At 38.8% G+C, this 16,376-nt stretch carries 14 protein-coding genes and 1 pseudogene; 10 read left to right on the top strand and 5 right to left on the bottom strand.

Going from position 1 to position 16,376, the window contains the following annotated elements:
• The first annotated feature begins 893 nt into the window (after positions 1 to 893).
• From PN450_RS09030 to PN450_RS09045, 4 genes are all read left to right on the top strand, one after another.
• Positions 894 to 1,190 carry a hypothetical protein gene (locus PN450_RS09030; protein WP_148764170.1) on the top strand — a complete coding sequence of 99 codons (297 nt, stop codon included), beginning with the start codon at positions 894 to 896 and terminating at the stop codon, positions 1,188 to 1,190.
• Positions 1,181 to 1,408: a PIN domain-containing protein gene (locus PN450_RS09035; RefSeq protein WP_271836072.1), complete on the top strand. Its 228-nt coding sequence runs from the start codon at positions 1,181 to 1,183 to the stop codon at positions 1,406 to 1,408. The genes PN450_RS09030 and PN450_RS09035 overlap by 10 nt, the downstream gene beginning before the upstream one ends.
• Before the next feature lie 24 nt (positions 1,409 to 1,432).
• Positions 1,433 to 1,603 (top strand): PIN domain-containing protein, encoded by a 171-nt coding sequence (locus PN450_RS09040; RefSeq protein WP_271836078.1) that lies wholly within the window; start codon positions 1,433 to 1,435, stop codon positions 1,601 to 1,603.
• 305 nt (positions 1,604 to 1,908) lie between these two features.
• On the top strand, positions 1,909 to 4,518 hold the full coding sequence (locus tag PN450_RS09045; RefSeq protein ID WP_271836079.1) for a chloride channel protein: 2,610 nt from the start codon (positions 1,909 to 1,911) through the stop codon (positions 4,516 to 4,518).
• A gap of 77 nt (positions 4,519 to 4,595) precedes the next feature.
• On the opposite strand, the gene typA is transcribed toward PN450_RS09045, so the two are convergent.
• From typA to PN450_RS09060, 3 genes are all read right to left on the bottom strand, one after another.
• Entirely contained in the window at positions 4,596 to 6,386 is a 1,791-nt protein-coding gene (typA, locus tag PN450_RS09050) for a translational GTPase TypA (protein ID WP_015080476.1), read from the bottom strand.
• Between the two features lie 162 nt (positions 6,387 to 6,548).
• Complete coding sequence (locus PN450_RS09055; protein ID WP_271836073.1) at positions 6,549 to 7,019, bottom strand: type II toxin-antitoxin system VapC family toxin; 471 nt, start codon at positions 7,017 to 7,019, stop codon at positions 6,549 to 6,551.
• On the bottom strand, positions 7,020 to 7,283 hold the full coding sequence (locus tag PN450_RS09060) for a hypothetical protein (RefSeq protein WP_271836074.1): 264 nt from the start codon (positions 7,281 to 7,283) through the stop codon (positions 7,020 to 7,022).
• A 118-nt stretch (positions 7,284 to 7,401) separates the two neighbouring features.
• Here PN450_RS09060 and PN450_RS09065 point away from each other — a divergent pair, with 118 nt between their 5' ends.
• Both PN450_RS09065 and PN450_RS09070 read left to right on the top strand, forming a co-directional pair.
• Positions 7,402 to 8,796, top strand: coding sequence for a serine/threonine-protein kinase (locus PN450_RS09065; RefSeq protein ID WP_271836075.1), 1,395 nt, complete (start codon positions 7,402 to 7,404; stop codon positions 8,794 to 8,796).
• Positions 8,797 to 8,831: 35 nt separating this feature from the next.
• Positions 8,832 to 9,035: pseudogene (locus PN450_RS09070) on the top strand (HD domain-containing protein); the annotation flags it as partial.
• Positions 9,036 to 9,236: 201 nt separating this feature from the next.
• On the opposite strand, the gene PN450_RS09075 reads toward PN450_RS09070, so the two are convergent.
• Positions 9,237 to 10,253 (bottom strand): ribose-phosphate pyrophosphokinase, encoded by a 1,017-nt coding sequence (locus PN450_RS09075; RefSeq protein ID WP_271836076.1) that lies wholly within the window; start codon positions 10,251 to 10,253, stop codon positions 9,237 to 9,239.
• A 545-nt stretch (positions 10,254 to 10,798) separates the two neighbouring features.
• Here PN450_RS09075 and PN450_RS09080 point away from each other — a divergent pair.
• From PN450_RS09080 to PN450_RS09090, 3 genes are all read left to right on the top strand, one after another.
• The gene (locus tag PN450_RS09080) at positions 10,799 to 12,457 is read left to right on the top strand and encodes a serine/threonine-protein kinase (protein WP_271836077.1); all 1,659 of its coding nucleotides are present in this window, start codon (positions 10,799 to 10,801) and stop codon (positions 12,455 to 12,457) included.
• 62 nt (positions 12,458 to 12,519) lie between these two features.
• Positions 12,520 to 13,197: a dethiobiotin synthase gene (gene bioD, locus PN450_RS09085; protein ID WP_271836080.1), complete on the top strand. Its 678-nt coding sequence runs from the start codon at positions 12,520 to 12,522 to the stop codon at positions 13,195 to 13,197.
• 105 nt (positions 13,198 to 13,302) lie between these two features.
• Complete coding sequence (locus tag PN450_RS09090; RefSeq protein WP_148764186.1) at positions 13,303 to 14,520, top strand: M20 family metallopeptidase; 1,218 nt, start codon at positions 13,303 to 13,305, stop codon at positions 14,518 to 14,520.
• 39 nt (positions 14,521 to 14,559) lie between these two features.
• Here the strand turns inward: PN450_RS09090 and PN450_RS09095 are convergent, their stop codons facing one another.
• A complete protein-coding gene (locus PN450_RS09095) occupies positions 14,560 to 15,216 on the bottom strand; it encodes an S-layer homology domain-containing protein (RefSeq protein WP_148767033.1) in 657 nt (218 codons plus the stop codon).
• 298 nt (positions 15,217 to 15,514) lie between these two features.
• On the opposite strand from PN450_RS09095, the gene rpiA reads away from it, so the two are divergent.
• On the top strand, positions 15,515 to 16,225 hold the full coding sequence (rpiA, locus tag PN450_RS09100; protein WP_015080467.1) for a ribose-5-phosphate isomerase RpiA: 711 nt from the start codon (positions 15,515 to 15,517) through the stop codon (positions 16,223 to 16,225).
• Positions 16,226 to 16,376 lie beyond the last annotated feature (151 nt).

A 16,376-nucleotide genomic window follows, 5' to 3' on the forward strand; every position in this document is an offset into this window, starting at 1 on the left:
AAGGATTAACAGGATAGTAATTTATAGATGGTTTGTTTGGTGATGAAATTTGTATTTGTCAGAATCAGGATAACCAGGATTAAAGGATTAACAGGATAGTAATTTATAGATGGTTTGTTTGGTGATGAAATTTGTATTTGTCAGAATCAGGATAACCAGGATTAAAGGATTAACAGGATAGTAATTTATAGATGGTTTGTTGGTGATGAAAATTGCATTTGTCTGATAGCGTAGCGTGGCGTTAGCCATATCAGGATAACCGGGATTAAAGGATTAACAGGATAGTAGTTTATGGATGGCTTAAATTATTCAAAAACAATCATTCAAAAACATTCTGAAAAATCCCCAAGTTCCCACCAAAAATCATCCAATCACATCCTGTAAATCCTCAAATCCTGGAAATCCTGATATGGCTAACGCCACGCTACGCTATCAGACAAAATAAAATCATCAACTCCCCACAAAAAATCATCCAACAACATCCTATCAATCCTCAAATCCTGGACATCCTGATATGGCTAACGCCACGCTACGCTATCAGACAAAAAAATCCCCAACTCCCCACCAAAAATCATCCAATAACATCCTGTAAATCCTCAAATCCTGGAAATCCTGATTCAGACAAAAAAATCACCAACTTCCACCAAAAATTATCCAATAACATCCTGTAAATCCTCAAATCCTGGAAATCCTGATTCAGACAAATAAAATCACCAACTCCCACCAAAAATAATCCAATAACATCCTATAAATCCTCAAATCCTGGACATCTTGATTCAGACAAAAAAATCCCCAACTCCCCACCAAAAATCATCCAACAACATCCTGTAAATCCTCAAATCCTGGACATCATTTAGATATAATATAATAAATTGCCAGCAGGAGTATTACTTATGACAGTAAAAAAACTTATTCAAGCAGAAATTGACAGAATACCAGAACAAGAGCTAGATAACCTTTATCAATGGATAAAAGAATTTACAGATAAAATAAATAGTGTAAAAAATGGGATTTTCTCACCCCAAAATATACCATCAGAAACCTTGGAAACAGCAGAAAAAAACCTTTCTAATTCTTATCCTTACCATGATTTAGATTATCTTGCTGGAACATGGACAAAAGAAGATGAAACTGAATTTTTACTTAATACTGAACAATTTAATGAAATAGATCAACAATTATGGCAATAAAATCAATCTTACTAGATACCAATGCTTATACTGCTTTTAAACGTAATCAAAATGAAGCAGTTTCAATAATTGGAAATGTAGATATTATTGCCATCAATTCTATCATCCTTGGAGAATTACTAGGAGGTTTTGCATTAGGAAATAAATTAGAACTAAATCGTTATGAATTAGAAAAATTTATGGAATCTCCTAGAGTCAAAATATTTACCATAGATTAAAAAACGTCAGAATATTATGCTCTCATTTATTCTCAATTGCGAAAGAAAGGAAAACCTATACCTACTAATGATATTTGGATTGCAGCTACAGCAATTCAACATGATTTAATTTTATTTACTTATGATAGTGATTTTAAAAGTATAGAAAATTTAAAATTAGGTAATTGTTTAGCAGATTTTATTTATGAATCATAATTGATCATTATACTTGAAACCCACATCCTGTAAATCCTAAAATCCTGAGTATCCTGATTCTGACAAAAATACTTTTGGAAAAGCAAACCCCTATATATATGGGCGCACAGATTTTCACTATACTTAAACAATAACTGAAACTCGAAAACTTGTCAAGAGTATTTTCAATAATTTTACCGTCTTCTCTCATCCAAGCTCCTCAGTAAAAATATTTAATATGCTAAATAAGATACCCATCTAAAAAACTCAAGAAAGAGTTAGTTTTAAATTAAAATTTAAAGATTAAAAATTTAAACTTAAAAATGATGATTTCCTTGGCATTGCTAACCCAGTATTTTCGGAACTTTTGGCAACCTAGAAAGGGTTTAGCGATCGCAGAAGCTTCTATAATTGGGATAGTAGCCGCTTTATCTGCGGTATTACTCAAACAAGGTTCAGGCTGGTTGGGAACATGGCGAGTGCATACAACTCACATTTTCCCAGCCTGGATATCTCTACCATTTATTGGTCTAAGTTTGGGGTTTCTTTCCGGTTGGTTAGTGCAGAGATTAGCACCAGAAGCGGCTGGTAGTGGCATTCCCCAAGTTAAAGCTGCTTTGGCGAATGTGCCAATTAAACTATCATGGAGAGTAGCTTTTGTCAAGTTAATCAGTTCGATAATCGCCTTGGGTTCGGGTTTAACCTTGGGTAGACAGGGACCTACAGTCCAGGTTGGTGCGGGGTTAGCAGCGGGAATGAGTCGCTTAGTTCCTACCTCTCCAGATCATCGCCGACAGATGATTGCAGCGGGGGCTGGGGCTGGTTTAGCAGCGGCTTTTAATGCACCTCTAGCCGGGGTATTATTTATTATTGAAGAGTTATTACAAGATCTATCAGGTTTAACTTTAGGAACGGCAATTATCGCTGCTTTTATTGGTGGTGTAATTTCCCGCTGGTTGGGTGGTGGAAGTTTACAATTAGACTTAAAACTAATTGACTATTCTAGCAGTTTTTCTTTATTAGAAATTCCGACTTTATTAATTTTAGGAATTTTAGCGGGTTTATTAGCAGCTTTATTTAATCGGGGATTAATTTTCAGTATTCAAGCTTATCGCCGTTTACATATTAGTTTACCTTTACGAGTGGCTTTAGCTGGTTTGGCTTCTGGTTTGATTATGTCTTTGTTGCCAGAAACTTTTCGAGATAATACAGGTTTGCGGGAGTTTATGATTGCCAGTGAACCAAATATTCCTTTAGCGGGAATTGTCTTTATTGCCCAATTTATTTTAACATTAATTGCCTTTGGTTCGGGCGCACCAGGAGGATTATTTGCACCAAGTTTAATTTTAGGTTCTTGTTTAGGACATATTATTGGCGTATGTGAATTGCAAGTATTTGGATTTGGTTCACCGACTACCTACGCATTAGCCGGAATGGGGGGATTTTTTAGCGCGGTTTCCAAAGTTCCGATAACGGCGATTGTCATTGTTTTTGAAATGACGACAGATTTCAATTTAGTATTACCTTTAATGGTGGTATGTGTGACATCTTATCTAGTGGCTGAGAAGGTTGTTCCCGGTTCACTCTATGACAAACTTTTAAAATTAAATGGCATCATTATTAAAAAAGATAGTCCAACGGAAGGGATATTAACTCAATTAACTGCTAAGGATGTCATGCAGCGCATAGTGGAAACTTTAGAATCAAAAATGACAGGAGATGAAGTTATTAAAGCCTTTTCTCGTTCCCATCATCGCGGTTTTCCTGTAGTCGAAAATAATAAACTAGTGGGCTTAGTTTCCCAAACAGATTTACAGAAAATCCGTGATCATCTCTTCCCCCATGAAACTCTTTTAAAAGAGATTATGACACCTAAACCGGTGACGGTGACACCAGCAGATAGATTAAGTCATGTTCTCTATTTATTAGATAGATATCAAATTAGCCGTTTACCCGTAGTAGATGGAAAAAAATTAATTGGGATTATTACCCGTGCCGATATTATTCGCGCCGAAGCAGATCATTTGAATGGCGAAAATGGGGTGACAGGTCCCCAAGCAGAACCTTCTTATTTAGTTTATCAAACTCGTTCCCCTAGTATTGGGAGAGGGAGATTATTAGTTACTATCGCTAACCCGGAAACCGCCCCGGCTTTATTAGAAATGGCTGCTGCGATCGCCCGCGATCGCCATTATGAAATAGAATGTTTACAAATCATCTTAGTATCCCGTCATGTTTCTCCAGCGGAAACCCCAGTTAACACCGCTAAAAGTCGCCGCTTACTCCGACAAGCCGAAGGTTTAGCCAAAAAACTGCACATTCCCATTCATACCCAAATTCGTGTCGCCCATGATATCGCCCAAGCTATTTTAGAAACTACTAAGGAACGATATATAGACTTAATTTTCATGGGTTGGAAGGGAAATACATCTACCCCTGGCAGGATTTTTGGAAGCGTAGTAGATACTATAATTCGTCAAGCAAACTGTGATGTTGTCTTGGTCAAATTAGGCAATAATTTCCATTCCTACCAACAATTTAAACGCTGGTTAATACCAATGGCTGGAGGACCAAATGCACCTATTGCCATTAAATTATTACCTGCTTTAGTAACTTTGGAAAACGACATAGAAATTCGCTTAACGCAGGTAGTTAAACCTGGGGAAGTTGCACCAGATATGACGGTTTTAGAGGAATCTACTCGTCAATTAATGCGTTACCGCAATTTACAAAGTAATGTTGTCGCTGCATCTTTGCAAGCTGAATCTGTTACCGCTGGAGTCATTGAATTAGTCAAAACTGAAGATTTCGACGTTGTAGTTTTGGGTGCTTCTCGTGAGGGATTATTACAACAAGCAATTCAAGGTAATATTCCCGAAGCAATCGCATCTGGTGTTGATAGTACCGTAATTTTAGTCAGAAGTGCAATTTCTTAACTATGATTTGTGTGATTTACCTGATTTATATGAGTTTATAAATTTAATCAGGGTGGGAAAACCCACCCCTACAGATCTTAACGTTTCACCAATTTCTTGGACATCTTCCGAAGACGAATAGATTCAGGTGTAACTTCCACCAATTCATCTTGAGCAATGTATTCCAAAGCTCTTTCCAAATTCATGTCTATGGGTGTTTGTAACTGAGTAAGTTCTTCACCACCAGATGAACGGTGGTTGGTTAACTGCTTCGTTTTACAAACGTTCAATTCCAAATCTTGGGGACGATTATGTTCACCAATAATCATCCCTTTGTAAACCTTAGTTCCTTCACTGATAAAGAACGCGCCTCTATCTTCACAGTTTTTCATCGCGTAGGAAGTAGAAACACCTTCTTCAAAGGAGATGAGAACGCCTTTGTTCCGGGCTTCAATATCACCACAAAGGGGACGATAATCAAGGAAACTGTGGTTCATGATGCCTTCACCGCGAGTCATTCGCATGAATTCACCTCGGAAACCGATTAAACCACGGGCTGCTACGATAAACTCTAGTTGGGTGCGATCGCCACCACCAGGCTGCATATCTTGCATTTCCGCTTTCCGTTGTCCTAAGCGTTCAATACAGCTACCAACTGCATCCGCGGGAACGTCTAAAGCTAGAAGTTCAAAAGGTTCGCAATTTTGACCGTTAACTGTACGGTAAATTACTTGAGGTTGAGATACTTGGAACTCAAAACCCTCACGGCGCATGGTTTCGATTAAGATACCTAGGTGTAATTCACCACGACCAGAAACGAGGAATTTATCAGGAGAGTCGGTGTCTTCAACGCGCAAAGCTACGTTGGTTTCTAATTCGCGGTATAAGCGATCGCGGATTTGCCGAGATGTTACCAATTTACCTTCTTGGCCAGCAAAAGGTGAATCATTCACCCAGAAGGTCATTTGTAACGTTGGTTCATCCACCTTAATTAATGGTAGAGCCAGAGGTTCATTAGGATCTGTAATAGTTTCACCAATATAAGCATCAGCAAAACCAGCTACAGCCACAATATAACCTGCGGTAGCTTCTTGCATCTCTATCCGTTTTAAACCTTCAAACCCCATCAACTTGGTAACTTTGCCCTTGACAATGCTGCCATCTTCTACTACCAAAGCAGCTTGTTGTCCAGCGCGGATAGTTCCATTGTGGATTTTACCAATGACAATCCGGCCTAAATATTCTGAATAATCTAGGGTGGTAACTTGCAATTGTAGAGGCTTGTTAGGATCTCCCACAGGTGCGGGGACGTGACGGAGAATGGCATTAAATAGCGGCTGCATATCTACTGATTCTGCTTCTAAGCTTTCTTTAGCGAAACCAGCCATACCGGAAGCAAACAAATATTTAAAGTCACACTGGTCTTCATCTGCACCTAATTCTAAGAACAGATCCAAGACCTTATCAACAGCAATGTGGGGGTCAGCTTGTCCCCGGTCAATCTTGTTAATAACAACAATAGGACGGAGACCTTTTTCCAAAGCCTTTTTCAAGACAAAGCGGGTTTGGGGCATTGGTCCTTCGTTGGCATCAACAATCAGAATACAACCGTCTACCATGCCGAGTACCCGTTCTACTTCTCCACCGAAGTCAGCGTGTCCAGGGGTATCAACAATATTAATCAGGGTTTCTTTGTAGCGAACCGCTGTATTTTTAGAAAGAATTGTAATGCCTCGTTCCCGTTCCAAATCATTGGAGTCCATGACACAATCCGGAACGTCTTCGCCTTCGCGGAAAATGCCGGACTGTTTGAGGAGAGCGTCAACCAGGGTGGTTTTACCGTGGTCAACGTGGGCGATAATGGCGACGTTACGAATTGGGAGCGTCATAGATGATTTGGGTAAACTTTAAGGTTTTTAGATTAAGAAGCTTATTTTTGGTCGTTTTAACAGAAGTGGAGATGATTTGCCAATTCTGTAACGAACCTTTAATAATTCTAGCGTAATTGTCACAAATATTGTTATTTTGATAATAAATATCAAGAGCATGGTTTAGGTTGAAGAATAGTTGTGAGGATTTTTCACAAGCAAACCTGCACTGACAGCGGCTATATTCAATTCTTTATCAGCAGATACAAAAGTTAATTGAGGTAAACCATTTGCAATGCAAAGGGTATTTATGGACTCAGCAGCAGCTAATTGAACTGCATCATAGCCGCGTAAACAATATTTTTCAGCTAATCTCATTCCTGAATTAATGATATTGTCTGTAATTTCTATCACTTGATATTCAGATTCGATATCATTTTTTAACTGATGGTAGACCATTGTAGCATCTTGAATATTAATACTTCCAGCCCTCGTTCTTCTACTAATTGCCGCAGTAATCTCTACAACAGTAATAGCAGCAATAAATACATCATTTTTTAACGTAGGATTGCACAAGCTAACAACCCAACCTGAACCTATTTCCGCAACGTAGCGTTTAACTAAGGCGCTGCTATCTAAAAAATAAACAGACATTTAGCGACGTTCCTCAATAATAGTTCGAGAAACGGGGTTTCCTTGTGCCTGAATAAGTTTTCTTTCATGTTGTTTACTGTCAGCAGGTTGTTTAATTTGTTTCACCAAACCAGAACTTAACAGTGCTTGATGAAATTTTGTGATTTGATTAACTTGTGCTTTATCAGTTAGACATATTTGGATAGCTTGATTAAGTTGCTGTAGTTCATCTTGTTCTAAACTATCAAGCTGATTGAGAATTTCCTTGAGAATTTTTTGTGGCATAGGTTTTTAGTTTGTAGTCAGGTGTCTTCTACTATTTTAGGCAGATAATAACCTGAAATTAGCACTTACAACTAAAATTGTGCCAAAATGAACTTATAAATCTATAAATTTACAGGTTATGGCTTGGTTATCAGGACAGGAATTACAAAATGGTAAATATACCATAGAAAAAGAATTAGGTGAAGGTGGTTTTGGGATCACTTATCGCGCTAGAGATAATCAGGGAAATTTCGTTGTTATCAAAACTCTAAATGATGCAATCCAAAAACGTGCTGATTTTGCTAAATTTCAACAAGACTTTCTCAACGAAGCGATTAAATTAGCTAAATGTAGTCATCCTCATATTGTGCAAATTTACGAAGTCATTCATGAAAATGATCTTTGGTGTATGGTGATGGAATATATTGATGGTGAAGATTTAGGAACTTTAGTAGAAAATCAAGGTATTTTATCTGAAAGTGAAGCATTACGCTATATTCAGCAAATTGGATCAGCATTAACTGTAGTTCATGATAATGGTTTATTACATCGAGATATTAAACCACAAAATATCATGTTGCGTTCTGGTAAATCAGAAGCCGTGTTAATTGATTTTGGGATTGCGCGAGAGTTTTCCCAGAATTTAACTCAAACACATACGCAAATGTTAGCTGATGGTTTTGCACCAATTGAACAATATGATAAAAAAGCAAAACGGGGAGCATTTACAGATGTTTATGCTTTAGCTGCAACTTTGTATTCTGTGTTAACTGGAGAATTACCAACTATATCACCAATGAGAGCAATTGGTACAGAATTAGAAGAAGCAAAAAAGATAAATTCTAGTATTAGTGATAAAGTAAATCAGGCGATAATTAAAGGGATGGAAATAAAGCCGGAAAATCGTCCTCAGTCAATAAGTGAATGGTTAGGGTTATTAGATTTAAATGAGATATATTTGCAACCACAAGTAACAAACATTCCTAGTGTTGATGTTGTTAATTTTGAGCAAATTCCCAATTTATTAACTAATAAATTATTTAATAAAATAAATAATTATAGTAAACTAGAGGAATTACTTATTAACAAAAAATGGCAAAGTGCTGATGAATTGACAAAGTATAAGATATTAGAAATAATGGGTTTACAAGAACAAGGATATTTCATAGCAGAAGATATTAAAGATTTTCCTTGTCAAGCCTTACAAACTATAGATCAACTGTGGGTAAAATATAGTAAAGGGCGTTTTGGTTTTAGCATCCAGAAAAAAATATGGGAAAAATTAGGTGGAAAAGCTGGAGTATTTAACGAAGAAAATTGGGTACTATTTGGAGAATATGTAGGATGGAGATCAACAAGAAATCATCAAATTTTATTTGCTGGTTGGACTACTAGAGAATGGTGTTATTATTCTGAAATAAACTTTAGTGAAAATGCACTAGAAGGACATCTTCCTCGATTGTGGGATGAATGGCGTGGTGGTTATGAATTATCTGCTATTCTTTTGAGATTGGAAGTGTGTAATTTCAGTTAATTAACAATAACGCCGAAATACCTATTTAACTAAAAATGCTATCAGAAAGATTTACCCAAGCACTTACCTACGCCCATGAACTCCACGCCACGCAAAAACGCAAAGCTGGTGATATTCCCTATATTACCCATTTACTAGGAGTAGCCAGTATAGCCTTAGAATATGGCGCTAATGAAGATGAAGCGATCGCTGCCTTACTACATGATGCCATAGAAGACCAAGGCGGAGCAGCCACCAGAGCAGTAGTTTCCGAATTAGAAATTTTAGCTGCATACAAAAAATGAAGAACGAAAACTTTCATCCTTCATTATTTACAGCATATTGCAGGTTGCAGGAGGTACAAAGTTATCATGCTTTTACTCCTTCTTTCTTCTTTCTTCCTCCTGACTCCTGACTCCTGACTCCTTTTTTCTTCCTTTGGGAAGATAGTTATTTGTTGATTAACGGAATAGACTACTGAGTGAGCTATCTTCGTGAATCCGCCAAATTGCTTCTCCCAGCAGATTAGCGACTGAAAGCGTCACTAATTGAGGAAACTGATTAGCCTCTGGGATGGGAATAGTATTAGTGACTATAACCTCCTCAAACACCCCACTTGATAACCTTTCAATAGCCGGTGGTGAAAACACAGCATGAGTAGCACAGGCATATACCTGACTAGCTCCTTCTTGACGCAGTAAATTAGCCCCCGCCGCAATCGTACCGCCAGTATCAATCATGTCATCCACCAATATGGCAATTTTGCCTCTCACATCACCAATCACATTTAAGACTTCGGCAACATTATGAGCCTGACGGCGTTTGTCAATAATTGCTAGAGGTGCATCATTCAATTTTTTCGCAAATGCCCTAGCCCGTGCGACCCCACCCACGTCAGGGGAAACCACCACAATATCCTGTAATCCTTTACTAATGAGATAATCCAGGATAACTGGTGAACCATAGACATGATCAAAGGGGATATCGAAATAGCCTTGAATTTGGGCTGCGTGCAAATCCATCGCTAGAACGCGGTTAGCACCTGCTTCAGTAATCAAATTAGCAACTAACTTCGCAGTAATTGACTCTCTACCGGCTGTTTTTCTGTCAGCACGAGCATAACCATAGTAAGGAATTACTGCTGTAATCTGTCGTGCAGAAGCCCGACGACAAGCATCAATCATAATTAGTAATTCCATCAAATGATCATTGACGGGTTGACAACTGGGCTGGATTAAATAGACATCACAACCCCGAATAGATTCTTGGATTTGAACATAAAGTTCTCCGTCCGCAAATCTTTTGCGAATCATCGGACCCAAGTCCATACCTAGATAACGAGCGACTTCTTGCGACAGTGCCAGATTGGCAGAACCGGAAAACAGCCGTAAGCGATTATTGTCAGGTAGTCCCGTTGCCATTGACTGGACGGGTATTGTTGCAGAACTTAGCACAGCAGATCCTCGAAGTGCATTCATAGAAATATCATCAGAGATTGAGCAAATTTAGCCAAAATGGATTAAACAAATAATATTGATCTTCAAGTTAACCCTGGGGGTGTTAGAAAACCGACGATTAAATAGCAGCGAAAGTGCAAACAATTATTCTATGATACTTATTACCAATTAACGACCTCGTGAATTGAAGATTAAATATTTATGTTATGAATCAAAAAGAACCTAGCAAAATTATCTATACCTCGAACTTCGATATTTATATATTTCCCGGAAAACTGACGGCTGAATGCCTACCATTAAAGATCAACTTTGACATTGCTGCGGATGCCAATTGATTTATTTATCCCGGATTATACCTGCTACTATATTGGACAAGTCCTGACTAAAGTCCGAATGTCAGAATAGAATAATGCCAGACTTGTTTCTAGTATACACTTCCTTGTGGGCGGGGTGACTGAGGAAAATTACGGAAGCCACAATTGAGACACTTTGAGTCATGTTGTGGACAGGCGATAGTTTTGTTAAGTTCTAGCTCTGTTGTTATTATTATATTCAATCAATAGACCATGCAATCACCGATTACAGTTGGTACTATCCTACAAAATCGTTACCACATAATTCACATTATTGGACAGGGGGGATTTGGTAGAACCTATCTAGCAGAAGACCAAAGACGCTTTAATGAACTTTGTGTGCTTAAAGAGTTAATTGCCCCAAGCACGGGAACATCCGGTGGAGAAAAGGCACAAGAGTTATTTGAACGAGAGGCTGCTATCTTGTATCAAATTGAGCATCCACAAATTCCCAAATTTCGGGAAAAATTTGCCCAAAACGAAAAGTTATTTTTGGTGCAAGATTTTGTGGGTGGTAAGACTTACCGGAATTTGCTCAGAGAACGCCAAGATGTTGGCACAACTTTTACTGAAGCAGAGGTATTGTATTTATTACGCACTTTGTTGCCTGTTCTTAGTTATATTCACGGTCAGGGAATTATTCATCGGGATATCTCCCCAGAGAATATGATTTTACGGGAAAGTGATTCCCTGCCTGTATTAATTGACTTTGGAGTAGTCAAGGAGTTAGCCACAAAATTACAATCCTCAAGCCCCACACCAGTAACTACGGTAGGTAAATTGGGTTATGCGCCTAGTGAGCAAATGCAAACGGGTAGGGCATATCCTAGTAGTGATTTGTATGCGTTGGCTGTGACGACGATAGTTTTGTTGACGGGGAAAGAACCCGCAGATTTATTTGATGAGCAGGAACTAATATGGAATTGGCAACAGTGGGCAACAGTAAAACCGGAATTCGCTCAAATTTTGCAGCGAATGTTGAGTTATCTGCCGGGGGAACGGTATCAAAGTGCCGCTGATGTTACTCAGGCACTGCTTAACTTAGGTTATAGTAGCCAACCTGCTGCTAATTTATCTCATCTACAAACTATCGCTATCGGGCATCGTCCTGAACCGATATCAAAAACATCTGAAAAGCCGCAACCTTCAGTTAATTCTGGACAAAGTAGCTCTGTTTTGGATAATGCTTGGGCGTTGGCAGGAATTGGCGGTGTTGTGATTATTTTAGCAGGGTTTGGTTCTTGGACTTTGGTGAATTCACTGAAAAATCAGTCTCGTCCAGCAACAGAAACAATCACAACCCCACAATCATTTCCGTCTCCAGTTATTCCTAGTGGGACATTATTAACACCAACTCCAACACCCACAGTAACTAATAGTGAACCTGTGATTAACCGTCAACGGCTGAGATTAGACAAATCTAACAAGGCGACAATTGACGGAACACTGAGGGAAAATGAATTGGTTGAATATAGTTTACAAGGTAAGATCGGGGAAAAATTAACTGTATCTGTAAATGAAAACAGTGGGATTGTACTGACGATTTTCACTGCTAATCGTGAAATCATTAATACTCAAGATCAACAATCTACTTCTTATGAAGGAATATTAGCTAATGATGGGAGATATATTATTCGATTAGGTCTGTCTGGGGGTGTTTCCGAGGTTAATTATAGTTTGAATGTAGCTTTAGAAGCGCCAATACCAACGGAAACGCCAACTCCCACAGAAACGCCAACTCCGACGGAAACGCCAACCCCCACGACTTCCCCTACTCCCACAGAAACGCCAACTCCCACAGAAACGCCAACTCCCACAGAAACGCCAACTCCTACAGAAACGTCAACTTCAGGGTTTAATGGGACAAATTAACGTTTTAACGTTAAATTATGAAAAGAAGCAAATTAAGTTGTCATTTTTAGCAAAAAACGTTGTTGAATACTTTACTGATTGCGGGAACTGATACGGATGCTGGTAAAACTGTTGTCACAGCAGCAATAGCCGCTTATTGGCAAAAATATTATCCCCAGCGTAGTTTGGGGATGATGAAGCCAATTCAATCGGGGTTGGGTGATAGGGAACTGTACCAAACTCTGTTTAATTTGGAACAGTCACCAGAAGAAATTACACCTTTGTATTTTCAAGCCCCTTTAGCCCCTCCCATAGCTGCGGCGAAGGAAAATCGTCAAATTGATTTAGCGATAGTTTGGCGAACTTTGTTGGCTTTGCAGAAACAACGTGATTTTGTGTTGGTGGAATCTTTGGGGGGTTTGGGTTCACCGATTACTGATGAGTTGACGGTGGCTGATTTGGCGGGTGAATGGCGATTACAGACTTTTTTGGTGGTGCCGGTCAGATTGGGGGCGATCGCTCAGGGTGTTGCTAATGTAGCATTAGCTAGGCAACATAAAATCAATCTGCGCGGAATTATTCTTAATTGCACCCAACCCCGCACCGAGGAAGAAATTGCTGATTTAACACCACCAGAGTTAATTCAATCATTGACAAATATTCCCGTTTTAGGTTATGTTCCCTATCTGGAAAATCCCAGAGATTTGGAACAACTTGCAAAAGTTGCTGCGGCTTTAGATTGGGAAATATATTGTAGCTAATGGGTGATTGGTAATTGGTGATTGGTAATGGGTGATTGGTAATTGGTAATTGGTGATTGGTAATAGGTAATGGGGAAGAGTTTTTTTAATTTTTAATTGATAAATATGGTTTCTACATTTCCTTTGGCTTCAACGGTAAATCTTAAAAATGTGCGGTTAGCAATTCGGGCTTTGCAACCGCAATTAGTAGAGTGGAGAAGACAAATTCACCAAAAACCAGAATTAGGTTTTCAGGAAAAAATTACCGCTGAGTTTATTGCCGAAAAGTTGCAAAGTTGGGGAATTGCACATCAAACAGGTATTGCAGAAACGGGAATTGTGGCGATTATTAAAGGTGAAAAATCTGGGCATGGTAAAGTATTAGCAATTCGGGCGGATATGGATGCTTTACCTATTCAAGAAGAGAATGAAGTTCCCTATTGTTCTCAACATGATGGTGTGATGCACGCTTGTGGACATGATGGACATACAGCGATCGCTCTCGGTACGGCATATTACCTCAATCAACACCGACAAGACTTTAGTGGCACAGTAAAAATTATCTTCCAACCCGCCGAAGAAGGTCCCGGTGGGGCAAAACCGATGATCGCAGCAGGTGTATTGAATAACCCTGATGTTGATGCCATTATCGGTTTACACTTATGGAATAATCTGCCATTGGCAACTGTGGGAGTCCGCGCTGGGGCATTAATGGCCGCTGTAGAATTGTTTCGTTGCACCATTTTTGGTAAAGGTGGACATGGGGCAATTCCTCAGCAAACAGTAGATTCTATCGTGGTAGCGGCGCAAATAGTCAATGCTTTACAAACTATTGTTTCCCGTAATGTTAACCCCATTGATGCGGCTGTGGTGACAGTGGGAGAACTCCACGCCGGCACAGCAGTTAATGTGATTGCTGATACCGCAAGAATGGGTGGGACAGTGAGATATTTTAATCCTGATTTAGCAGGTTTTTTTAAAGACCGCATTCAACAAATTATTGGGGGAATTTGTCAAAGTCACGGTGCAAATTATGACTTAGATTATATTCATCTTTATCCACCAGTTATCAATGATACGGAAATCGCGGCATTAGTTCGTTCAGTTGCAGAGGAAGTGATAGAAACCCCCATTGGTATCGTTCCTGAGTGTCAAACAATGGGTGGGGAAGATATGTCATTTTTCTTGCAAGAAGTTCCCGGTTGTTACTTTTTTCTTGGTTCTGCAAATCCAGAGAAAAAATTAGATTATCCTCATCATCATCCCCGATTTGATTTTGATGAAACGGCTTTACCAATAGGTGTGGAAATGTTTGTTCGCTGTGTAAACAAGTTTTTGGCTTAAAAACTGCCCCAATCTCCAACTTCATGAAAATAGAGAAATCTAGCGAACTATAGGTGTTGATGGTTGCTTCTGTTGACGTTGTAAATACTTACTTAGGACATAAGCTAAATCTCCCCTTGTCATGGGGCTTAGTGGGTAAATATTACCTTGTGTATCCATATTCACAAATTCCTCAGCAATGACTGTAGCAATCGCTTTTCTAGACCAATCAGGTATATTTATGGCATCTGGATGTGATGAGAGAATCTTATCAACGCTTTGATCAGGAAATTGGAAAACCCCATAAGCTTGGGCAAAAATCGCTAAACCTTCACCTCTAGTAACCCGTTGATTTGGGAAAAACAGATTTCCTCGATAACCTTTCATAATATCAGTTTTCAAAACTATCTGAACATCTTTATATGCCCAATGAGAAGGAGGAACATCAGGGATAAATAGAGATTTTTTTTCAGGAATAATAGCCCGTTTATCTAAATAAAATGCCTTCACTAAAATTGACGCTAATTCTGCACGACTAATTAACTTATCCTGATAAAATTTACCATCGGGAAAGTTATCCATTAACTTAGAATCAACTACCTTTTGGATATATTCTGAACTGGTAACAGGTATTGGATCTAGTGATTGTTCTTGGGCAATAATTGGGGAACTTTGCAGCAGTGTGATTAAAGTCAATGCACCCAGTAATTTTTTCATTTTAGCTATCATCTTCTAACTAGATTATTGATATTGACGGTGATTGCATAATTGAAGTTGCTGATTTTCTAGATAATTAAAAATAAAGATATTTTAAATATAATTGATAAACCTTTATTTTTATAACAAATCGTCTGTAAATAAAATCCAAAATTTCGCTCAGAAATCAAAAATCAAGGGAGTTTTAGTTCTCAATCCTCAATTCTAAATTCTAAATTCTAAATTCTCATTACCAATTTTATAATATAGTTGGCTGTGATAGTATTTTCTATAGCCTTAATTGTTCAGGAGTTAAAGAATGTCCATACCAGCAGATCCAGTTAAATTGATGAAGCAAGAAGTTGGCAAAGCGGCCGCCAATTTAGTAAAATCCGGTTCAATAGTTGGTTTGGGTACAGGTTCAACCACAGCTTACACCATTCAGTATTTAGGAGAACGCCTCAAATCAGGGGAACTCAAAGATATTGTCGGTATCCCCACCTCATTTCAATCAGAAGTGTTAGCAAAAGAGTATGGCGTTCCCCTCACCACTTTAGACGCTGTAGACCATATTGATATTGCCATAGATGGGGCAGATGAAGTAGACCCCCACAAAAACTTGATTAAAGGTGGTGGTGCGGCACATACCCGCGAAAAAGTTGTAGATTACCTAGCAACACAGTTTATTGTCGTCGTTGATGGTGGTAAGTTAGTAGAGCGCTTGGGTTCTAGTTTCGCTGTACCAGTTGAAGTCATCCCTATGGCACTTACCCCCGTCACTAATGCCATTAAAGCACTTGGTGGTAAGCCAGAATTGCGGATGGGTGTGAGAAAAGCCGGACCTGTGATCACTGATCAAGGTAACATGGTTTTGGATGTCACATTCGATAGCATTGATGACCCTGTAAACCTGGAAAAAACCCTGAATAATATTCCTGGTGTTTTGGAAAATGGCATTTTCGTCAATTGTGCAGATATCGTGCTTGTTGGTGAAGTTATTGACGGTAAACCTGTAGTCAGACAACTTTAAATTAGTACCTAATCACCAAATAGAACGAAAGGCACGGAAGCCACTTGGCAATAGATGCGTGGAGGAAGTGCCAACGGCGAATTTATTCGCGGTGACATGATAGAATTAATTAGCAAGTAGGAATAACCATCAGCGCAAAGAAGTGTTTTAT

Origin of the sequence: Dolichospermum lemmermannii CS-548, assembly GCF_028330815.1 — a bacterium.
Classification (GTDB): domain Bacteria; phylum Cyanobacteriota; class Cyanobacteriia; order Cyanobacteriales; family Nostocaceae; genus Dolichospermum; species Dolichospermum lemmermannii.